A 20133-nucleotide genomic window follows, 5' to 3' on the forward strand; every position below is an offset into this window, starting at 1 on the left:
CCGCCCGGCCCTTGGCGAAACTCTCTCCCATCACCCCCCAGGCCGGGATGGAGTTCTCCGAATGTTCGTTAGAATTCCGGATCGAGGATGACGGGTCTCCCGGTCCTTTTGGCCTCCCGGGCGAGCTCGTAAGCCTCATTGTACTGCCCGGCAACCACTTCCCACGAAGCGACCTCGTCCAAGTATCGCTTCAGATTTTCCCCCAGTTTGAGCCTGAGTGTCTCGTCACTGGCCAGCCGGATCACCTTCTCCCTGAGCATCGCCTTGGTGGTGAACAGCAGACCCCCCTCGCTCTCCAGGGTCTGGGCCGTCAATCCCTCCATGGGTGCGGTGGTGATGTAAGGTTTGTTCAGGGCGATGATACGGGCCAGGGTCCCTGATTGGGTTTCGTCGGTCGAGGGGAGCACGATGAAGTCGCAGGCCCCCATCACCTTGTAATAGATCTCACCCCTCGGGATGAACTCATAGTAATGGGCGATTCCCTTGAGCTGGAGCTCGAGGGCATCGGATTTCCAGCGCTCGTAGTCGGCCTGATGGGAAGGGTCCCGCATGGTGCCCGCTGCAAGAAGATCCCATTCCTGGCCGCAGCGGACCTTCAGTTCCTCATGGATCTCCTCCCACATGGAGAGAAGGATGTCCCATCGCTTGTTGGATTGGATCCAGCCTATCATTCCCACCAGGTGTTCCGCGAGGCCCATCTTGTCGAAACCGAGTTCCGCCCGCACCCGTGGTATCTCATGGATGCCCAGGCGCCTGTCGGGTCTGGCGCCGTGGGGCACCACCATGACGTTTCGCGGAGTCTCCCAGCCGTATCCAGGAAAGGTCCAGTCGAGTCTCCACTTCTGGTAGTGGCACTTGAAGAGCACCACATCGCTTCTTTGGCAAAGTTCGTAGATGAAGTTGGCCTCGAAGGTCCTCAGACGGCCGTGGACGGTGTGAGGTTCCACGACGATGGGGAATTCCGAGATGGCCTCGAGGAGGGTCAAAAAGCCCTCGTTGCCGTCTCCGATGCCCCGCTTGTCCCGGTATTCATAAAGGCCGTACTCGTGTTCCAAGTGGACCGCATACGGGTTCAGATCCCTGATCTTATCGGCCACAGGCCTCCACCAGTCCTGGCGTCCCATGTCGATCAAGGGGAAGACGCCTTCCCCTTCTCCGTCAGTATGGCTGATGACCAGAACCTGCCTGCCGGGATTCGCCTTCTGTATGAATTCCCGGGCCTCTTCGGCAAAGGTGGCGATGCCGCAAAGCCTCGGGGGATAGGAGCTGACCATGACGATGGGAGAGTTATCCATTGCTTGACTCCGAATCAACGTTGGCCGGGCAATTGCTGGACCGCCTCGGTCCCCATCAGGTTGTGAAAGCTCATGATGGAAAGGAGGCAGGCCAGGGTGGATTCCGCCCCTTGGTTCAAGTTCGGGCCGTCCGCCGTGAGACCGTCGCGGCAACCCCCCGTGGTATAGTCATACAAAGGGGTGTTCAGGTCGTTCCTGCCGAAGAACCAATCAAGGGCCCGTCTTGCCTCCTCGATCCACCTCCTGTCCCGGGTGACGTGGTAGGCCTCGATACAGGCATCGATCATGCCCTGGGCCTCGATCGGTTGCTGGTCGAATCGGGCCCGTTCCCCGTTCCTGGAATACCATCCCCGATTCCCGATGGGCACGAAATGGCCTTTTGGATCGGTCTGAATCCGCACGAGCCAGTCCAGTGAACGAAGTCCGGCCTCGATCATTTCTCCATTCTGCAACCACTGCCCCGACAGGAGAAGGGCCTGGGGAATCTTTCCATTGGCATAGGTGACGATATCCTCTATCCAGGGCCAATCCGGGGTCGCGTTGGCCCGGAAAAGATCGAAAAGGCCGTTGGCCAGGGTCTCCCTGAGACGTCGCACTTCGCTGTCCCCGCTGTATTTTCGCAAGTAGGCGTGAATACCCACCAGCCCGAAGGCCATGGCCCTGGGGGCCTGGAACCCGGACATAGCGGGAAGGGCCCGTTCAAAGAGGTTCAAGGCGACCCCTGTTAAGTTCTGGGACCGTGAAAGGGCGACCGCCATGCCAAGGGCCCAGATGGCCCTGGCGTGGCTGTCTTCCGAGCCCATTTCCTCCTGCCACTTGCGGTCGTATCCCATGAAATTCCGGAAACGGCCGTTCTCCGCGTTCAGGGCATGTTCCAGGAAACTCAAGTACCTGCAGGCCAGGATATCAAGTTCTTTTTCCCCCGAGATCAAATCCCGGGCCATCAGAACGGCGATCAGGGCCCTCGCGTTGTCGTCGGTGCAGTACCCGTAAGCGCGGTCCGGCACGATGAATTTCGCATGCTGGAGAATACCCACGTCATCGGTCAAGAGCTTGAGATGATCGAATTTAGGCTGGGGTAGGTCCGGCGAGGTGGCGTCCAGGGCCTTGGTTTGAAAGGTGGGCCTGGGATGAAGTTCCCGTTCCTGTTTCACCTCGCCGAAGATCTCCAGGTACCGCCTGGCCACCTCTTTCCAGACCATGTTCCGGCAATAGGTGTAGGCCCGCTTTCGCATGGCATGCCGTTCCACTTCATTGGCCAGCAGGTCGTTGATCTCCGCCGCAAGGGCCTTTGAGTCCCGGAAGGGTACGAGCCGTCCCCTGCCTTCCCCCAGCATCTCCTCGGCATACCAGTAGGGAGTGGAAATGGTCGCCTTTCCCGTGCCAAGGGCATAGGCAAGGGTTCCGGAGACGATCTGATCGCGGTTCAAGTACGGGGTTACATAGACATCGGCGGCCCCCAGGAATTCGATCAGCTCTTTGAGGCTCACAAACCGGTTATGAAATATAATGTGTTTTTCCACTCCCAGGTCCCGGGCCCTTTGCTGCAGGGAAAAACGATAGGACTCTCCTTCAGTCCGCCTGATGTGGGGGTGAGTGGCGCCCAGGACGATATACTTCGTATCCGGGTGGACCCCTACGATCTCAGGGAGGGCGTCGATCATGTGCTCAATGCCCTTCCCGGGTGAAAGCAGGCCGAAGGTCAGGATGACTTTCTGCCCTTCAACTCCGAACTGATCCTTGAAGTAGTTGGGATCCACGAAGGGTACGTCGGGAATCCCGTGATGGATCAATACGATCTTCTCGGCGGGGATGTCGTAGATCGACCGGAGGATCTCTTCGGCCTTGCGGCCCATGACCACCAAGCGCTCCGAACAGCGGGCGATCTCTTCAAGGGTCCTCTTCTGCTCGGAGTCGGGCTCCTGGAGGACCGTGTGCAGGGTAGTGACCACGGGCATCCGCAGGTTGCCGATGAGTTCCAGGATATGACGGCCGCAAGGCCCCCCGAAGATGCCGAATTCGTGTTGCAGGGAGACCACCTCTACTTGGTTCATGTTCAAAAAATCGGCGGCCAGGCGGTAATCGGTCAATTTTTTTTGATCCAGTTCAAAACGGACCTGGGGGGGATAGGGATAACCCTGGGGAATGTCGTTCATCACGACGGCCCAGCACTGGGTTTCAGGGGCCTCGCGGCGGAAAGCCGCCAAAAGATCGGTGGTGAAGGTGGCGATTCCGCATTGCCTCGGCAAGTGGTTTCCTATAACGGCCATCCGCTTGGGGGCCGTGCGGAGCAGTTCTCCTCGGTTCATGCCAATTCCTCCCCTTGAGACTGAAATGACATGCAACCCCCTTTCGGAAGGTGATGGGCGGAGTCATCCGGATCCGGACAGGATGGTGTCTTAGCAGGCTGTTGAAAAACTACTGTACTTTCTTGCCAACGTTTGCCTTGCCTCAGCTGCGCGCGCTACGTTTTTCAACACCCTGTTAGAGCAAAGAGGAACCGGCACGGGATGAAAGAGATCAAGCGTCATCGGACCTATGCCATCATACAGGGGTGTTGGGCCTGTGGCAAGCACCGGGAGAGTTTAGGGACCCGGCCTTTGTGGAAACCTTTGCGGAGGTCTTCAAAAAAAACGTTCCAGCCACTCCTGAAAAGAGAGATACTTTCCAGTGTGGTAGTCATAGCAAGGTTCGAGAGGGTTCCTGGCGCCTTCATCTCCCATTTCCTCTGTCCACCGGGACAGGACATCCCTCAACTCTTCCCCGGGAATTCCGAACTGCCGTGCCAGGGTCTTGGTTCCATGGACGTTCCTGTAAACGGCCGCCATCTGCCACAGCGCCTTGCGGCGCAGTTCCTCGATCTGATCATCGGGCAGGCCGTGCCGGGAAGCCAGATGGGCCGCCCGGGCATAGTGCCCGGCTTCGATCAAGGTCCTCAGCTCCTCGTTTTCTATCTTCCCCTCCATTGTCCTTTCGCCGTGTTCCTCCCTGAATCTTGCTTGTTTGGCAAACTCAACGCTTGCAAGATTCAGGTCCTATGATCACCCATTTCCGCCCGTAAATTGGGTTCTTCTTCCCTCGACCTGTATCCGGTCGCAGGCACGAAAAAGGGCCCCTCCGGGGCGCTTCTTTTCTCGCTTTCCGCCTATTTTTTGGGCGGAAAAGTTTGGAAATTGCAGATGAATTACATATAACACGTTGATATTTTAGGACAATTTACAACATACAGTGATAATCATTCAAAGGGGATTGTCAAGGTTCCCGCCCTTTTTTCCTGGCCTGGCCGCTCTTGACAATTCCCGAAAAAGCATTACCAAGTTGTTGAAAAATGCAGCGAGTGCAGTAGTTTTTCAACAGCCTGGCAAGTCTTTTTCAGGGCCGATGACCATGCCTCCGGCGACGACAGGACGGCCCGCTTGCGGGCCGTCCTGTCGGGTGAAGTATCCGGAAAACGGCTCCTCTTTTTGTGTCTGGATTTTCGGAAAAAAGGAAGAAGCCTGATGGAAAGAGCATTGTTTTTGGAGAAATATTCAATCCGGCCCGAGGAATTCGAAAGGGCGGGCTTGAGCTGGGAAGAGCTCCTTGCAATCAGAGACGACCACCGTCGGAATCAGGATCGCCTGGAGGCGGCCGCCAGGTACGTATCGGACCGTTTGGGCACGGTCGAGGAGGTTCACAGCATCAAGACCCGGATCAAGGATCCGGAGCACCTTATAGAGAAAATCATCAGAAAGAGGTTGGAAGACCCAACCCTTGTCCTGGATCGTGAGACCTACCGGTTCGTCATCACCGACCTGGCCGGGGTAAGAGCCCTCCATCTTTTCAAGGAGGACTGGGAAAAAATCCACGAATTCATCATCCACACATGGGAACTGCGAAGAAATCCCGTCGCCAACGTCTGCGAAGACGACCATGACCGTTTCGTAAAGCGCTTCAAGGAAAGGGGATGCGAGATACACAAGCATCCCTTCGGTTATCGTTCCGTTCATTACCTGGTTTCCTTCGCACCTTCCAAGGTGGAATTCACCACGGTTGAAATCCAGGTCCGCACCATCCTGGAGGAGGCGTGGAGTGAGATCGATCACATGATCCGCTATCCTTACCGGGCGGATAAAACAGCCCTCTCACCGTATCTCGTCTTCCTCAACCGGCTCCTGGGGAACGCCGATGAAATGGGTTCCTTCATCAAGCTGCTCAATGACAACATCAGCGGTAAGTCCAGGGATCGCTATACCCGTGATTGGAAGAACAGGAGCCCGATCCATTACCTGAAAAGAGACGTGGACGGTCTCCCCGTTGAGATGAATATCAAGCGTTTGCTCCAGGAAAGGATCCAGTCCCTTGAAAAACATCTCCTCTCCCTCAAAACCATGCCCTCCTATGACAGTGTGACCGAGGCCTTTTCTTCTCCCCACACCGGGACCCCATCGTGATTCCTCCCGGTTGACGAAAGGGGACCAGGAACCTGCGGGAAAAAGGAGGACGGGTCCCCCTTGACAAACCGAAAATCCAGATTATTCATTTTAAAAACAGTGAGATAGAACGGGATCGGAAAGGGATTGAAATCCAGGGCCTCAGTCGGGTTCCTGCAGCAATCTTCGATAAGGGAAAGGCATATCGTCCCGCCTGTGGGTCATGACCCAAAGGCGCCCCCCTCTTTTTCTTGATCTTTTCAGGCTCTGGAAACCCAAGACAATGAGGAGGTGAAATCATGGCCGTATCCGAAAAAGCAAAAGAGAAACTCGATGAGGCGAGCAGGGAAATCAAGGAGGCTATAGACAATCTCAAGCAGGAGGTTGTGGAACTCTCCTCAAAGGTCAAGGAAAAGCTCAAAGGAACCGGAGAGGAGATGCGGGTGGGCGTGGAAGAGCTCACCCGGGAAGTGAAAGCCCTCTCAGAGAGAGTCAAGGATCTGATTCCGAAAAGGAGAAGAAGTGGCCAGGTTCCAGTGAGGGTTCAGAGGACCCCGGGATTTTATCCAGGCACCTGGGAGCAGCCTTTCCTGGAACTTCGAAGAGCGACGGATCGCCTTTTCGATGAATTCTATCGAACTTTTCAGTGGCCCATGGGTCGCTGGAGAGGCCCTCTGGGATGGCCGGGGGAAATCCTCCAGCCGGATTGGCCCCGGGTGGATGTTATCGAGGATGATGAAGAAATTCGAATCACCGCGGAGCTGCCCGGGGTGGAAAGGGACGACCTGGAAGTCTTGCTTAGCGAAGGACGGATTATCATCCGGGGGGAAAAAGGGGGGCAGGAAGAACAAAAGCACCGGGACTATTATCAGATAGAAAGATATTATGGCGCCTTTTCAAGGAGCATTCCACTTCCCTGTGAGGTCGATTCCGAGAAAGTGGAAGCGACCTTCAGGGACGGGGTGCTAACCATCCTGCTTCCCAAGAGGGAAGACGCTCGAAGGCGCACGAGGATTACCGTCAGGGCGGCCTAGCGGAAATGGAAGGAGGGGCCGCTCCCTTCCGGCCTGTAGATCCTTTCTTTGGTTGAGCAACCCGATCCGCTGGGGAAGGGGTATCATGAAGAATAGGAGGGTGCCGAATGAAAAGGCCTTTGCCGCTCTTCAGGGATGTATGCTCGGGTGAGAGAAAGGTCAATACAGCGACCCTGGAGCAGGTGGTTCTTTTGGCTGTCGAGATTGCCAGGGAAGGCCGGGAAGGGCGGAAGATCGGCACCCTTTTTGTTGTTTCCGATTCAGAGAAGGTGTTGAAACGGTCCAAGCCCCTGATTCTTGATCCCCTTAAAGGACACCCGGACGAGGTCAAGCGCATCGGTGACATAAACCTCCGGGAGACACTGAAGGAACTGGCTCAGCTGGATGGGGCCTTTGTGGTCTCGGATGAGGGGGTCGTGATTTCTGCCTGCAGGTATATCAACGCTTCGTCGGAAGGGATCCGTCTCCCCCTGGGATTCGGCAGCCGTCACATGGCTGCGGCCTCCATCTCCAAGGAAACGGATTGCGTGTCCGTAGTGGTTTCAGAGAGTTCCATCGTTCGGGTATTTGACGACGGGGAACTCGTATCCGAAATTATCCCGGAGATCTGGGTCATGAGCAAGTACAGTCATCACCTGAGCGGAGGCGAGATCTCGGAAAAAACGGATCGCAAGCTGATGGTCGTAAGCAAGACGGGGTGACCCGAGGACAAAACCGGCAATCGTCTTTCTGTTATCCGCTGTTTTCCCCGGCCGGCCTGCCCTCCGCCCAGCGCTTGAGCAGGTAAGGCTTGGTTTTTTCAAAGACCATGCAGTCTTCTTCAATGGCTTCTTCGGCCTGCTGGGTTGACATTCTTCGGGTCTTCTTGACGAAGGACAGGGTCCTCCCGAAGTAAAGGGGAATCAGGGCCTCCATCATGTCGTCGGGATCACACAGGGTATCCCGGTACCCTACGGCCATATCGTAAAGGATCCTCGCCCAGAGGTCCGTCGGGAAAGCGAACATTCTTTCCTTCATCCCTTTGATCTCCAGGAGTTTTTGAAAGACGTCCCTGGACAGGACTTCCTGGAGGATTTCCTTGTGTTCGTCGAAGCCCTCATGGAACCGCTCGAATAGCTTCTTGGTGTCCACTTCCACCTTGGGGGGCATGGCCACCTCACCCAGGCCGAATCCATAGATGGCCGTGGGTTTGCTGTATTTCACCCGGGTCCAGTAAGATTCGAAGTGGACCATCAGGTTGAATATGGTCCCCACTACCTGCCGGAACATGGGGCCCAGGGCCGCCGCGGGGTCCTTGGGCCTGTGAATCTTGGGCTTTCCCATGAAGGACTGGCAGACCTGGATGCCCTGGTTCAGGGCAAGAGTGGTCATCCAGATGTCGATCCCGAAATTGGCCACGGCCTCGTCCCAGATGGCACTCTCGAGGTAGACCCTGGCCAGTTCACCGCTGAACCCGAAATCGCCGCCGATGGGCTGGCGGACCCTGCGTCCGTATAGAGCCCTTGAGAGCGGGTAGGCGATGCCGTTGGTGATGGTGCCGTCATATTTATGACGAACATAGAGGGGCGCGACATAGGAAAAATCATCGAAGAGAGGTTCGGCCAGGTGTTTGATCCATTCCGGGGTAATACTTTTGAGATCCGCGTCCACGACAACGATTGCCCGGGCTTCCAGGTCGAGCACTTTCTCGAAGAGGTTCTTGAAGTTGTTCCCCTTTCCCTTGACCCCCGGCGGCGTGGAGATGTAAATCTTGGGAACTTTGGTGGGGGTGTCCAAGAATGCCTGTTTCGTATTGTCCGGGGAGTTGTTGTCGCAATTGACGATCACGGTGGACAGATCGGGGAAGTACTTTACCAATCCCTCGCTGGCCTGAATCGTGGGATAGCTGATGGAGTCCGCCTCATTATAGGAGGGGATACTGACCACCAGCTCGGCTTTGGTGATACCTTCAGGATTGACTTCCTTTTCAAACATTTTTCCTAAGACCTCCCTTCAATTTGAGCAGAATGCCCGAAACGGCGTCGTTCCAACCCCGGGGCCCGGGCTCGGAAGTTATGCTCAATCCGGGAATATCTTCCTTGATCCCCGGAAAATCCCGGTCGGAGCGGACCAATACCGGGTAGTTTACCCGCTTTAACATGGAGAAGTCGTTTGGGCTGTCCCCGAGACCGATGGTGACAAGCCGCAAATAGGTCCTCCCGTACCAGATGATCAGTTTCCCGACGGCCTCACCCTTATCCACCTTTCCGTGGAGATGAAAGAACCGCCCCCCCTGGGTCACTTTGAGGCCCCTGGTGCCGGCGGCCTCCTGGAGGGCCGCGATGTTCCTCTCCCCTTCCAGTAGGAAGGGCTCGTCGAATTCCCTTTGCGCTGCAAGTCTGCATGTGTCCGGGTCCAGCCCGGTCAACGCAGCGATTTCCTCCGGGTCCATGTCCGAAAATCCTCGGAGGTCCCAGTTCAATTCCTCTCTGATCTCCTTTAGGGCCTTGACCAGGCTTTTATATGGAGGACCCAGGGACCATTTCCAGAACTCACCGTCCAATACAGCCTCGCCCGGAGGCCAGTTCGTTCCCCCCATCGGGAAGAAGATCCCCCCGCCGTTTTCGGAGACAAAGGGGGCAGTGAGTCCCAATGTTCTCCAGAGCCTCACCATCTCGGCCCTGGTCTTGCTCGAGACCAGGACCACGGGAATATCGGCTTCTTTGCAGGTCTCAAGGGCCGGTGCCGCCTCCTTCCACTCGTAAGTGTCCTGATCCAGCAGCGTTCCGTCAAGATCCGTGAAAATGATCGGGAAGAGGGCGGCCGATCGGGGGGATTCCGGGGCATCCCTCTCAGAGGAACCGCCGCTTTTCATTCTCCACCACCTCGATCAGGTCGAAAAAGATCTTCGGGAGTTTGTTGGAAATCCTCTCCCAAGAAACTGTCTGGGGCATCTGAAAAAGACCTTCCAATGTCTTTCGCTCCACCGCCAGGATAGCCTCCGAGAGACCCATTTCGAGGAAGGGCTTGAATTCCTCGTGGGTATGAACCAGTCTCAGGAAGCGTTCGGTCATCTGACGGGGAGAGGTGAGAAGTTCTCCGGCATGGAGGATGGAATTGGTGAAAACTTTTTTCACCAGGTATTCCTCGGAGTCCCGATCGTAACGGAGGCTGTTGAAGCTGGCATCGTCCGAGTATTTTTTGATCTGTTCTTCGGCCACCGCATTGTAAGTGATGGCCAGGTCCCTGAAAAAGGTGTCGGAGATCTCAAGGCCCTCCTCGATCACCAGGGCGTTCATCAAAGTTGTCACGATGTCCACGGCCATTCTGTTCAGGCCCCTGTTACGGTCGCCGTCAGAGACATCCTGGTGCTTGTGATCAAAGGGTTCCTCGGAGAACATCACCTGAGCCGGGCTGGATGCCTTTCTGTAAACCTCGATCAGGGTAAAGATCTCTACACCCCAGTTGGTTGCGAAACGCATCCTTTTCAGCAAGTCCACGTGAAAGGCCACCTCGCCGGAGAGCTGATAGTGGAAACCCAGGAGAAAGTCGATGAGGCGGAGCATCTTGTCTTCCTTGGACTCCGTGAACTTCCGCTTGAGCGAGAGAAGGAGCGGATCAAGGAGGAGCCTCTTGACCCTCCCGTAAAGTTCTCCGTCCTTGAGGCGGGCGTAATACGCCTTTGAGAAATCATACCCCAGTACCACCACGGGGTAAAAGAGCCGATCGAGTTGCACCTTTTTAAAGGTGCGGATGTCGGCATCCACAAGGCCGATGGATTCTGCACCCATGGCGATGGCGATCCCGAAACCGAGGAATATGTTCTTGCCTTTTCCGGGTTCACTGATATTGAATCCTGCCTCATTCAGTTGTTCGTAGATCCCACTGAACCCCGGTCCGTCGTTCCATTGAATCAGGGCGTTCTTTATACCGTATTTCAGGATCAGTTCTTGAAGGGTGTGTGCCTCCCTTTCGCTGGCGCCGTCAAGCCCGAAGATCACCTGGGATAGATAAGTGGTGGCCCGGAGTTCTTTCAGGATGTTTTCGAAAACGGGACGGTTGGCGGGGTCCATGAATTCGCTGGCCAGGGTGGGGACGATCAGAACCGTTTTCTTCCACTTGGAGCCGAGTCGAAGTTGGTTGCGCAACGTCCTTCGATCCTGCTTGAGGACGTGAAAAGTGGTGATTCGGCTGCGGTTTTGGGAGAAGTCCGTGATGGGAAAACCCTCCTTCCCGTTTAGCGGGTGAATCTAAAGAATATCAAGGCGGTTGTCAAATTTTCTTTGGAAGAAATCCGCCGGTGGATTTGACCGCCCCGAAAGGCGCGGGCGGATTCCTTGAGTTTTATTTAAAAAATACGCAAAAATGGTTCCATTATCGCTCCCCTGGGAGCCGGGCGACGGTCAGGCCTCTGGAGGGGTTAAAACAATCGCTTTTGAACTTCTCCTTCCTTTTCCCGCCGGATCCCGAAATGCTCATAGGCCAGACGGGTGGCCACTCTTCCCCGGGCGGTCCTCTTGAGGTATCCCCGCTGGATTAAGAAGGGTTCGTACACATCCTCAATAGTATCCTTTTCTTCGCTGACCGCAGCCGCCAGGGTATCCACCCCCACAGGCCCCCCGTCGAACTTCTCAAGGATCGTAAGCATGATGTGCCGGTCCATCTTGTCAAGTCCCTCCTCGTCCACCTCGAGCATTTCGAGGGCGCTGCGGGCCACTTCCCGGGTGATCTTGCCCTCGGCCTCCACTTCGGCGAAATCCCTCACTCTCCTCAGGAGCCGATTCGCCACCCTGGGCGTCCCCCTCGACCGTCTTGCGATCTCCGTGGCCCCTTCATCTGTGATGGGGATGGAAAGCAGGGAGGCGGAACGTTCGATTATGCGTTTTAAGTCCTCGGGCCTGTAAAAGTCCACCCTCAGAATGACTCCGAACCGTTCCCTCAGAGGGGGAGTCAGCAGTCCGGCACGGGTTGTGGCCCCTACAAGGGTGAAGGGGGGAAGGGTGATCTTCATGGTCCTGGCCGAGGGGCCCTGGCCGATGATGATATCCAGCCGGTAGTCTTCCATGGCGGGATAGAGGATTTCCTCCACCACATGGTTGAGCCGGTGGACTTCATCGATGAACAGGACGTCCCGTGGCTGTAAGCTGGTGAGGATGGCGGCAAGGTCGCCGGGGCGTTCTATCACCGGACCCGAAGTGCTGGTGATGTTCACGTTGAGTTCGTGGGCGATGATATGGGAAAGGGAGGTCTTTCCCAAGCCAGGGCTGCCGTGGAAAAGGACGTGGTCCAGGGCGTCTTCCCGGGCCTTGGCCGCATTGATGAAGACTTTGAGATTCCGTTTGATCTCCTCCTGGCCTATGTATTCGTCCAGGGTTCTGGGCCGCAGGCTCACCTCAGCAGGGATCTCATCCGGAAGAAGATCGGGATCGATGATTCGTTCAGTCATGGGAACGCCCTTGTATCGGGTCAGGCGAGTATTTTAAGGGCTGCTTTGATCAACCCCTCGAGGGTGATCTCCTTCAGCCCGGCACGGGCCACGTCGATGGCCCGGCTGGCCGACTTGGCCGGGTAGCCCAGGTTCAATAGGGCTGAAAGGGCATCGTCGAGGACATGTTTATCGGCCTGAACCGAAACACCCGCGGCCGCTGCGGGTTGGTCCCCGGCCATGCGGAGGGCCTTGTCTTTGAGTTCCAAGGCGATCCGCTCGGCTGTCTTTTTTCCTATTCCGGGTATGGCTCGAATCCGCAAGCTGTCTCCCCTGGCCATGGCCTGGAGAAGGTCCTCGGGGCCGATGCCCGAGAGGATATTTATGGCCAGTTTCGGTCCGATTCCCGAAACCGAGATCAGCATCAGAAAGATCTCCTTCTCTAGCGGCGTCTGAAAGCCGAACAGGAGCAAGGCATCTTCGCGCACGTGGGTATGGATGTAAAGGCTTACGGGCTGGTTGACCTCGGGAAGCGTATAGAAGGTGGAGAGGGGAACCAGGACCTGATAACCTATCCCTCCGTTGTCGATGATCACCGCCTGTGTGTCTTTTTCAGCAAGTATACCCTTCAACCGGGCAATCATAAGTGCACACCACTTCTTTCTACGAGACCTTTGAAAAACGCCCCCTTTTGCCCAATCTCTGCGTCAGATTTAAATTTTAATCCTCGAAATACTCAATATTATATGTATTCCTGTGGTTAAAATTTTCGTCTTCCTTGATCTTGAACAAAATTGAACGTTTTTCAAAGGTCTCTTTATATCCGGCTTCGGAAGACCGGGATTTCAGCCCCGATCCGGCTGCCGGGATGATTCAAACCGCATCCAGTGGATATGGCAAATAGCCGCGGCCAAGGCGTCCGAGGTGTCCAGGTTCAAGGGCCCGCGCAGTTGCAAGAGGGTTTGAACCATGGACCTGACCTGTTCCTTCGTGGCCCTTCCATAACCCACTACGGATTTTTTGATCTCCAGGGGGGAGTACTCGTAAATCTTGAGGCCGCATTGAACAGCCCCGATGAGGACGGCCCCCCGTGCATGTCCGATTTTAAGCGCACTCTTCACGTTTTTGGCGAAGAACATATCCTCTATGGCCAGCTCCTGGGGCCGATAGCGGGTCATGATCTCCACCATGGAACGGAATATGTAATGGATTCTGTCGTGGAAAGGAATTTTGCTTGAAGCGGTGACGGTGCCGGCATGAACACAGGTCATGCGGTTTTTTTTCTTCTCAACCAGACCAAAGCCGGTCGTAAGGGAGCCGGGATCCACCCCCAGCACAAGCATCACCCCAGGGCCTCCATGACCTCGTCGGGGATATCGAAGTTTGCATACACGTTGTTTACATCGTCGTTGTCTTCGAGCATCTCCATCAGGTTCAACATCTGTTCCGCCTTTTTCCCTTCCAGCCTGACCGTATTCTGGGGAACCATGCTGATCTCCGCAAGGTTGTATTTCAACCCCTCTTCGTCAAAGGCCTTCTTGACTGCTTCGAATTCAGAGGGAGGGATATGGACCTCGAAGGTGGAATCCTCCTCCTTGATGTCTTCGGCCCCCGCATCCAGGGCCACCTCCATGAGCTGTTCCTCGTCCACCTTGTCCTTGTCAAAGACGATCAGGCCTTTTTTCTCGAACATCCAGGCCACGCAGCCGGGCTCCCCGAGGCTTCCGCCGTGGCGGTCCAGGATGTGTTTCAGATCGGCCACAGTTCTGTTCTTGTTGTCCGTCAAGCAATTGATAAGGACGGCAACACCACCGGGACCGTATGCCTCGTAATTGACCTCCTCGTAAGAGGTTCCTTCCAGTTCCCCTGTACCCTTCTTGATGGCCCTCTCGATGTTGTCCTTCGGCATGTTTTCAGACTTGGCGGCAAGAATGGCCTGTCTGAGGCGGGGGTTGCCGTTGGGATCGCCCCCGCCCAAGCGGGCGGCGACAGTGATTTCCTTGATCAGTTTGGTGAAGATTTTCCCCCTTTTTGCATCCAGGGCTCCCTTTTTATGTTTTATGGAGCTCCATTTTGAATGACCGGACATCGGTTCCCTCCTCATATCTCAAGGGCTGAAACGGAAGCCCCGCTAAATCTTCTCAGGGCCGGTGAACCCGACCCTTGTTCATATTGGTTTCATTTACCCGGCAATCAATTCGTCAACTCCCGGAACTCACCTCTCTAAGGGATCCTGGGGATCCAATCGTTCGAGCCCAAGGAGATAGATCTCCCTGCTTCTTTTTCTAACCGCCGAGGGCCGAATTGCCCGGACCATCTTGAAGCCCCGGGCCAGTTCCTCTTTGAAAGACCTCAAGTTTTCTCCTTCGAACACCTTGCAGAGGAAGTTTCCTTTAGGCCTCAGGATGGCCAGAGCGATCTCCAGGGCCTTCACGGCCAGGGTCAGGGAACGGCTTTCGTCGGTTACACGGATCCCCGTGGTCCGGGGAGCCAGATCGCTGATTACAATGTCTCTCGGGCCGATCGCCTGCTTCAGATCCCCGGGAGCCAGGGTCAAGATATCCGCCAGGATAAAGGTGAAATTGGGTGCCTCCAGGTGCTCAGGTTCCTTCAGGTCGATCCCGACGACGTCCCCTTTCGCCCCCACTCTTTTCAGGCTGTATTGGGACCAGGACCCTGGAAAGGCCCCCAGATCCAGAACCCTGTACCCGGGCCGAAAAACCTTGAAACGACGGTCGATTTCTTCGAGCTTATAGACGGAGCGTGCCCGCCAGTTTTCTTTTTTGGCCCTGCGTGTGAAATGGTCCTCCCACCTGCCTCCTTTTCCCATGAAATCCCCAATCCAAGACCTGGATCTCTACCTCCCGGGCTTCCCCGGAAAGGGGAAAAAGGGGGCGGGTCCAGGATCGTCATTTTCTACCATATCTACCCGGGCAATGCAAAAAAAATATAGGATTTCGAGTCGCTCGGGTCCGGCCAGGCCAGGGCGATCCCACTATTTTTCCTTGACACCCCAGGACAATTTATCTATAGTCCCTCATCCAGCATAGACCGCCTTCGTCGTTCCATACACCTGAATCAACAGCCAAAAGGGGTACCGGATCCGGGAGAGCGGCTCCCCGATTGCCCGATGAGCGGATCTGCGTGGAGACCTTTGAAAAACGTTCAATCTTGTTCAAGGTCAAGAGAAGACGAAAATTTCAACCAGAGAAATACAACAGAGTGAGACCTTTGAAAAATGTTCAATTTTGCCCAAGGGTCAAGGAAGGCGAAAATTTTAACCGCAGGAATACAATTGGAGTATTTCGAGGATTAAAATTTGAGCCTGACGCTGAGATTGGGCAAAAGGGGGCGTTTTGAAAAGGTCTCAGAGTATTTCGAGGAGTGAAATCCGAGTCTGGCGCTGAGATCGGGCAAAAGAGGGCGTTTTGAAAAGGTCTCAAAGAGGGCCGTTCCTTAACAAACGCTAACGATGACCTCAAATGCACGCATAAGACTGGACGAGCTCATAGGGCGAAAAAGACCGGCTATCCAAAGTGAATGGGCGGATCTGACCCTGGAAACTTATCCTTCCGATTCCAGGCGGTTTCTCAAGAAACAAAAAGACCCCTTTGCCAATCCGGTCGGAACGACCATCTCTAAAGAAATCGAGTATCTTCTTGAGGAGTTTCTTAAGGGTGGAGAGGAAGATCGGATCACTCCTATTCTGGACAGAATCATCCGGATCAGGGCCGTCCAGGACTTTACCCCTTCCCAGGCCGTCGCCTTTGTTTATCTTCTGAAAAAGATCATCCGCACCCATTTGGAAAAGGATATTCGCGAGTACCGTCTTTACGACGAACTGGCTGAGATCGAGGCCAGGATCGATCGGTTGGCCCTGCTGGCCTTTGACGTCTATATGAAGTGCCGCGAGAAGCTCTACGAGTTGAGGGCGAATCAGGCTTCCCAGCGGGTTTCAAGGCTTCTCCGGAAAACGGGCCTGATCAGTGAGATTCCAAAATGGGGAGAGGAATCCCAGGACCATTGCGGCACATAGTCGATCATCTCTGAGAAACCTTTGAGACGAGGTAGGATTCAATGAACATCATCATCAGCTTGCTCTTTTCAGTGGTGGCCGTCGTGATACTCGTCCTCATTCCCTGGGTTGGCGTGGGGGCTCTGGATTTACGCCTGCTGTTCGGGGTTATCGTACCTTATGCGGCCATCCTCACCTTTTTTGTGGGAATCATAATGCGGGTGGTGGGTTGGGCACGATCCCCTGTTCCCTTCAGGATTCCCACCACAGCGGGCCAACAATGGAGCTTTCCCTGGATCAAGTCCAACCCCGTGGACAATCCGAGGAACACGAGGGGCGTGGTTCTCCGGATGGCTTTCGAGATTCTGCTGTTTCGATCCCTTTTCAGGAATACACGCCTCGAATTCAGGCAAGGGCCCAAGATCACCTATGAGTGGGAAAAGTGGCTTTGGCTGGCGGCTCTGGTCTTCCATTATTCCTTCCTCGTGATTTTCCTCCGGCACCTGCGTTTTTTCCTGGACCCGATTCCGGGATTTGTACATCTGCTTGAAAGTCTCGATGGTTTTCTCCAGATGGGAGTGGTTCCTCTCAGTGGGCTTGGTGTCCCCGGGGTCTACCTGACTGACATGTTGCTCCTTCTCGCCGTGACTTATCTCTTTCTAAGGAGGATCTACATTCCCCAGATGCGTTTCATTTCCCTTTCCGCCGACTATTTCCCTCTTTTCCTGATCCTGGCTCTCGGACTCACGGGGATCCTGATGCGGTATTTTCTAAGGGTGGATCTTACCGCCGTGAAGGAACTGGCCATGGGCCTTGTCACCTTCAGGCCCAAGACCCCCGAGGGAATCGGTGTGATATTCTATATCCACTTTTTCATGCTCTGTGTCCTGATCGCTTATTTCCCTTTCAGCAAGCTCGTGCACATGGCCGGCATCTTCTTGAGCCCCACGAGAAATCTCTCCAACAACAGTCGGTTCGTCCGGCACGTCAATCCCTGGAATTATCCCGTCGAGGTGCATACTTATGAAGAATACGAGGAAGAGTTCAGGGATAAAATGATTGAGGCGGGCCTGCCCGTGGAGAAGATGCCCGAAACACCGGAAGAAGAGGCTGACTCAGCCGAAGAGGCCGGACCAAAAGAAGAAGCAGCAAAGGAGTAGACATGTCAGACGTCCCAAAACCGGAAGAACTCGCAAGGATAGACCATCGCCCTCCTGAATTGAAAGGGTGGATGGACATGCCCGTGGAGATCAAGCAGGGGATCGCTTGTTACGGTGGAAAGCCTCAGAATCTGGAATACGTCGGGCTTCCCAATCCCCGGGAATGGTCTCCGTTCGATGAGGACTGGAAACTGCCGGAAAACTGGAAGGAAATCTTCCTGGAAGGATTGAGAGAACGGCTGGAGCGTTTCAGGTCCCTGAAGGTCTTCATGGATATCTGTGTACGGTGCGGTGCCTGTGCGGACAAGTGCCACTTCTTCATCGGGGGCGGGGACCCCAAAAACATGCCGGTCCTCAGGGCGGAGCTCCTCCGCTCGATTTACCGCAGGGAGTATACGACTGCCGGCAAGATCCTCGGTCGTCTCGCGGGGGCGCGGGAAATAACCGTGGATGTCCTGAAGGAGCTCTGGTATTACTTTTTCCAGTGTACCGAGTGCCGCCGCTGTTCCCTTTTTTGCCCTTACGGAATCGACACGGCGGAAATCACCATCCTGGGAAGGGAGCTGCTGAATCTCCTGGGACTGAATATCGACTGGATTTCAGCACCAGTGGCCAACTGCTACCGGACGGGAAACCACCTGGGAATCCAGCCCCACGCATACAAGGACATGATTGAGTTCTTCGTGGACGATATCGAGGAGATCACGGGCGTGCGGGTGGAGCCCAGCTTCAACCGCAAGGGCGCCGAGATTCTCTTCATCACTCCTTCGGGAGACGTCTTCGCCGACCCCGGAACTTATACCTGCATGGGTTATCTCATGCTGTTCCACTATCTCCAGGACCTCGGGCTGGATATAACCTGGAGCACCTTTGCCTCTGAAGGGGGAAACTTCGGTTACTTCACCTCCCATGAGATGGCCAAGAGGCTCAATGCCAAGATGTATGCCGAGGCCAAGCGTCTCGGGGTGAAATGGATCCTGGGCGGAGAGTGCGGGCACATGTGGAGGGTGATCAACCAGTATATGGATACCTTCAACGGCCCGGCGGATTTCCTGGAGGAACCCGTTTCTCCCATTACCGGCACGAAGTTCGAAAATGCCAAGAGTACCAAGATGGTGCACATCGTGGAATTCACGGCGGACCTTATAAAGCATAACAAGCTGAAGCTGGATCCAAGCCGCAACGACAACATCGTCGTTACCTTCCACGATTCCTGTAACCCTGCAAGGGGCATGGGGTTCTTAGAAGAACCCAGGTATGTCATCAAGAGTGTCTGCAATCATTTTTACGAGATGCCGGAAAACACTATCCGGGAGCAGACCTTTTGCTGCGGCAGCGGGGCCGGATTGAACGCCGGGGAGGACATGGAGCTCCGAATGAGGGGAGGACTTCCGCGGGCAAACGCCGTCAAACATGTCCATGAAAAACACGGTGTGAACATGCTGGCCTGCATCTGTGCCATCGACCGGGCGGTATTTCCCCCGCTCATGGATTACTGGGTTCCAGGGGTGAACGTGACCGGTGTGCATGAGCTTGTCGGCAATGCCCTGATCCTTGACGGCGAGCAGGAGAGAACGACCAATTTACGCGGTGAACCACTCCCGGGTATGGAGGAAGAAGAGGATGTATGACGGAGGCAAAATCATCACCGGTCTGATTATTGGGGTAGGGTTGCTGCTGCTTCCTTTCTGGTACAATGCCGGGAAGGCGGCCAAGGCACCGGATCCCCGACTGACGGAGAAAGCGAAGCAGGCGAAGATCTGCGTCGCGGAGACATCCTACATGAAGACCTCCCATATGCATCTGCTGGATCGCTGGAGGAACGAGGCGGTCCGCGATGGGGATCGGTATTATAAGACTGCGGGGGGCCAAGTTTATTACAAGAGCCTCCAGGATACCTGCATGGAGTGCCATTCCAATAAGAGCAAGTTTTGTGATCAATGTCACAATTTCATGGGGGTCAGCCCCTACTGCTGGGACTGCCATATAGCGCCCAAGGAGAATAACTGATGGGTATGGACAGAAGACAATTCCTCAAAGTAATGGGTCTCTCCACCGCCCTTGGGCTCGGGGGAAAGGCCGCCTGGGATTTCTTTGCACCTGGCCAGGCGGAGGCAGCTCTGAAGGAGGCTCCGCTTACCGAAGGCAAGAAATGGGGCATGGTCGTGGACATGAGCAAGATGACCGACCAGGTCCTGGACGAGTGTATCGCGGCATGCCACAGGGAACACAATGTTCCTGACCTCGGGAACAGCAAGGAAGAAGTCAAGTGGATCTGGAAAGAGACCTATGAACATACCTTTCCGGAACAGGAGCACGAATACAGCGTCGAGAAATACAGGCACAAGAATTTTCTCCTGATATGCAACCACTGCACCAACCCCCCCTGCTGCCGGGTGTGTCCCACCAAGGCGACATGGAAACGGGAAGACGGTATAGTGATGATGGATCAGCATCGCTGTATCGGTTGCCGTTTCTGTATGGCCGCCTGCCCTTTCGGTGCCAGGAGCTTCAACTGGGGGGATCCCAGAAAGGCCCCGAAGGAATTAAACCCGGATTTTCCCACTAACCCCCAATACCCGACCCGATCAAAGGGTGTGGTGGAGAAGTGCACCTTTTGCGCCGAAAGGCTAGCCAAAGGAAAACTGCCGGCCTGTGTGGAGGCCGCCAATCGTATGGGCCCGAATATCTTGACGTTCGGCGACCTGGACGATCCGGAGTCCGAAGTCCGAAAACTGCTCCGTTCCCATTACACCATTCGGAGAAAACCCGAACTTGGGACAGGCCCCAACGTCTATTATATTGTGTGAGGT

At 55.2% G+C, this 20133-nt stretch carries 19 protein-coding genes; 8 read left to right on the forward strand and 11 right to left on the reverse strand.

The genetic code is table 11. The features are described 5' to 3' along the window. Nucleotides 1-68: 68 nt before the first annotated feature. The 3 genes from JRF57_00990 to JRF57_01000 form a co-directional block, all read right to left on the reverse strand. On the reverse strand, nt 69-1295 hold the full coding sequence (locus tag JRF57_00990) for a glycosyltransferase (GenBank protein MBW2302265.1): 1227 nt from the start codon (nt 1293-1295) through the stop codon (nt 69-71). A gap of 14 nt (nt 1296-1309) precedes the next feature. After that, on the reverse strand, nt 1310-3604 hold the full coding sequence (locus JRF57_00995; GenBank protein ID MBW2302266.1) for a glycosyltransferase: 2295 nt from the start codon (nt 3602-3604) through the stop codon (nt 1310-1312). Nucleotides 3605-3919: 315 nt separating this feature from the next. After that, the gene (locus JRF57_01000; GenBank protein ID MBW2302267.1) at nt 3920-4261 is read right to left on the reverse strand and encodes a hypothetical protein; all 342 of its coding nucleotides are present in this window, start codon (nt 4259-4261) and stop codon (nt 3920-3922) included. Nucleotides 4262-4795: 534 nt separating this feature from the next. On the opposite strand from JRF57_01000, the gene JRF57_01005 reads away from it, so the two are divergent. The 3 genes from JRF57_01005 (at nt 4796) to JRF57_01015 (ending at nt 7442) form a co-directional block, all read left to right on the forward strand. Further along, on the forward strand, nt 4796-5728 hold the full coding sequence (locus JRF57_01005) for a GTP pyrophosphokinase (protein ID MBW2302268.1): 933 nt from the start codon (nt 4796-4798) through the stop codon (nt 5726-5728). A 278-nt stretch (nt 5729-6006) separates the two neighbouring features. Continuing rightward, nucleotides 6007-6741: an Hsp20 family protein gene (locus JRF57_01010; GenBank protein MBW2302269.1), complete on the forward strand. Its 735-nt coding sequence runs from the start codon at nt 6007-6009 to the stop codon at nt 6739-6741. Between the two features lie 107 nt (nt 6742-6848). Further along, complete coding sequence (locus JRF57_01015; protein ID MBW2302270.1) at nt 6849-7442, forward strand: DNA integrity scanning protein DisA nucleotide-binding domain protein; 594 nt, start codon at nt 6849-6851, stop codon at nt 7440-7442. A gap of 31 nt (nt 7443-7473) precedes the next feature. Here JRF57_01015 and JRF57_01020 read toward each other — a convergent pair whose 3' ends face one another. From JRF57_01020 to JRF57_01055, 8 genes are all read right to left on the reverse strand, one after another. Continuing rightward, nucleotides 7474-8715 (reverse strand): glycosyltransferase, encoded by a 1242-nt coding sequence (locus tag JRF57_01020; protein MBW2302271.1) that lies wholly within the window; start codon nt 8713-8715, stop codon nt 7474-7476. Further along, entirely contained in the window at nt 8708-9595 is an 888-nt protein-coding gene (locus JRF57_01025) for an HAD-IIB family hydrolase (GenBank protein ID MBW2302272.1), read from the reverse strand. The genes JRF57_01020 and JRF57_01025 overlap by 8 nt, the downstream gene beginning before the upstream one ends. Next, on the reverse strand, nt 9573-10937 hold the full coding sequence (locus tag JRF57_01030) for a hypothetical protein (protein MBW2302273.1): 1365 nt from the start codon (nt 10935-10937) through the stop codon (nt 9573-9575). The genes JRF57_01025 and JRF57_01030 overlap by 23 nt, the downstream gene beginning before the upstream one ends. 203 nt (nt 10938-11140) lie before the next feature. Further along, entirely contained in the window at nt 11141-12166 is a 1026-nt protein-coding gene (gene ruvB / locus JRF57_01035; GenBank protein MBW2302274.1) for a Holliday junction branch migration DNA helicase RuvB, read from the reverse strand. A 20-nt stretch (nt 12167-12186) separates the two neighbouring features. Beyond that, a complete protein-coding gene (ruvA, locus tag JRF57_01040; GenBank protein ID MBW2302275.1) occupies nt 12187-12789 on the reverse strand; it encodes a Holliday junction branch migration protein RuvA in 603 nt (200 codons plus the stop codon). Nucleotides 12790-12990: 201 nt separating this feature from the next. Next, nucleotides 12991-13488 (reverse strand): crossover junction endodeoxyribonuclease RuvC, encoded by a 498-nt coding sequence (gene ruvC, locus JRF57_01045; GenBank protein MBW2302276.1) that lies wholly within the window; start codon nt 13486-13488, stop codon nt 12991-12993. Then, entirely contained in the window at nt 13488-14234 is a 747-nt protein-coding gene (locus JRF57_01050; GenBank protein MBW2302277.1) for a YebC/PmpR family DNA-binding transcriptional regulator, read from the reverse strand. The genes ruvC and JRF57_01050 overlap by 1 nt, the downstream gene beginning before the upstream one ends. A gap of 126 nt (nt 14235-14360) precedes the next feature. Next, nucleotides 14361-14975, reverse strand: a complete 615-nt coding sequence (locus tag JRF57_01055) for an RlmE family RNA methyltransferase (GenBank protein ID MBW2302278.1) — start codon at nt 14973-14975, stop codon at nt 14361-14363. Nucleotides 14976-15617: 642 nt separating this feature from the next. Here JRF57_01055 and JRF57_01060 point away from each other — a divergent pair. Genes JRF57_01060 through JRF57_01080 form a run of 5 tightly spaced genes read left to right on the forward strand, consistent with a single transcriptional unit; the run spans nt 15618 to nt 20130 of the window. Then, nucleotides 15618-16181 (forward strand): RsbRD N-terminal domain-containing protein, encoded by a 564-nt coding sequence (locus JRF57_01060; GenBank protein ID MBW2302279.1) that lies wholly within the window; start codon nt 15618-15620, stop codon nt 16179-16181. A 53-nt stretch (nt 16182-16234) separates the two neighbouring features. Further along, the gene (dsrM, locus tag JRF57_01065) at nt 16235-17320 is read left to right on the forward strand and encodes a sulfate reduction electron transfer complex DsrMKJOP subunit DsrM (GenBank protein ID MBW2302280.1); all 1086 of its coding nucleotides are present in this window, start codon (nt 16235-16237) and stop codon (nt 17318-17320) included. A 2-nt stretch (nt 17321-17322) separates the two neighbouring features. Then, a complete protein-coding gene (locus JRF57_01070) occupies nt 17323-18951 on the forward strand; it encodes a (Fe-S)-binding protein (GenBank protein ID MBW2302281.1) in 1629 nt (542 codons plus the stop codon). Continuing rightward, on the forward strand, nt 18944-19330 hold the full coding sequence (gene dsrJ / locus JRF57_01075) for a sulfate reduction electron transfer complex DsrMKJOP subunit DsrJ (protein ID MBW2302282.1): 387 nt from the start codon (nt 18944-18946) through the stop codon (nt 19328-19330). The genes JRF57_01070 and dsrJ overlap by 8 nt, the downstream gene beginning before the upstream one ends. Beyond that, complete coding sequence (locus JRF57_01080; GenBank protein MBW2302283.1) at nt 19330-20130, forward strand: 4Fe-4S dicluster domain-containing protein; 801 nt, start codon at nt 19330-19332, stop codon at nt 20128-20130. The genes dsrJ and JRF57_01080 overlap by 1 nt, the downstream gene beginning before the upstream one ends. The last annotated feature ends 3 nt before the right edge of the window (nt 20131-20133 follow it).

The organism is Deltaproteobacteria bacterium (genome assembly GCA_019310525.1).
Classification (GTDB): domain Bacteria; phylum Desulfobacterota; class DSM-4660; order Desulfatiglandales; family HGW-15; genus JAFDEE01.

Bases quoted from the DNA above. Each gene is read 5' to 3' on its own strand.
- JRF57_00990 (MBW2302265.1), bottom strand. From the start codon at position 1,295: ATGGATAACTCTCCCATCGTCATGGTCAGCTCCTATCCCCCGAGGCTT.
- JRF57_00995 (MBW2302266.1), bottom strand. From the start codon at position 3,604: ATGAACCGAGGAGAACTGCTCCGCACGGCCCCCAAGCGGATGGCCGTT.
- JRF57_01000 (MBW2302267.1), bottom strand. From the start codon at position 4,261: ATGGAGGGGAAGATAGAAAACGAGGAGCTGAGGACCTTGATCGAAGCC.
- JRF57_01005 (MBW2302268.1), top strand. From the start codon at position 4,796: ATGGAAAGAGCATTGTTTTTGGAGAAATATTCAATCCGGCCCGAGGAA.
- JRF57_01010 (MBW2302269.1), top strand. From the start codon at position 6,007: ATGGCCGTATCCGAAAAAGCAAAAGAGAAACTCGATGAGGCGAGCAGG.
- JRF57_01015 (MBW2302270.1), top strand. From the start codon at position 6,849: ATGAAAAGGCCTTTGCCGCTCTTCAGGGATGTATGCTCGGGTGAGAGA.
- JRF57_01020 (MBW2302271.1), bottom strand. From the start codon at position 8,715: ATGTTTGAAAAGGAAGTCAATCCTGAAGGTATCACCAAAGCCGAGCTG.
- JRF57_01025 (MBW2302272.1), bottom strand. From the start codon at position 9,595: ATGAAAAGCGGCGGTTCCTCTGAGAGGGATGCCCCGGAATCCCCCCGA.
- ruvB (MBW2302274.1), bottom strand. From the start codon at position 12,166: ATGACTGAACGAATCATCGATCCCGATCTTCTTCCGGATGAGATCCCT.
- ruvA (MBW2302275.1), bottom strand. From the start codon at position 12,789: ATGATTGCCCGGTTGAAGGGTATACTTGCTGAAAAAGACACACAGGCG.
- ruvC (MBW2302276.1), bottom strand. From the start codon at position 13,488: ATGCTTGTGCTGGGGGTGGATCCCGGCTCCCTTACGACCGGCTTTGGT.
- JRF57_01050 (MBW2302277.1), bottom strand. From the start codon at position 14,234: ATGTCCGGTCATTCAAAATGGAGCTCCATAAAACATAAAAAGGGAGCC.
- JRF57_01055 (MBW2302278.1), bottom strand. From the start codon at position 14,975: ATGGGAAAAGGAGGCAGGTGGGAGGACCATTTCACACGCAGGGCCAAA.
- JRF57_01060 (MBW2302279.1), top strand. From the start codon at position 15,618: ATGACCTCAAATGCACGCATAAGACTGGACGAGCTCATAGGGCGAAAA.
- JRF57_01070 (MBW2302281.1), top strand. From the start codon at position 17,323: ATGTCAGACGTCCCAAAACCGGAAGAACTCGCAAGGATAGACCATCGC.
- dsrJ (MBW2302282.1), top strand. From the start codon at position 18,944: ATGTATGACGGAGGCAAAATCATCACCGGTCTGATTATTGGGGTAGGG.
- JRF57_01080 (MBW2302283.1), top strand. From the start codon at position 19,330: ATGGGTATGGACAGAAGACAATTCCTCAAAGTAATGGGTCTCTCCACC.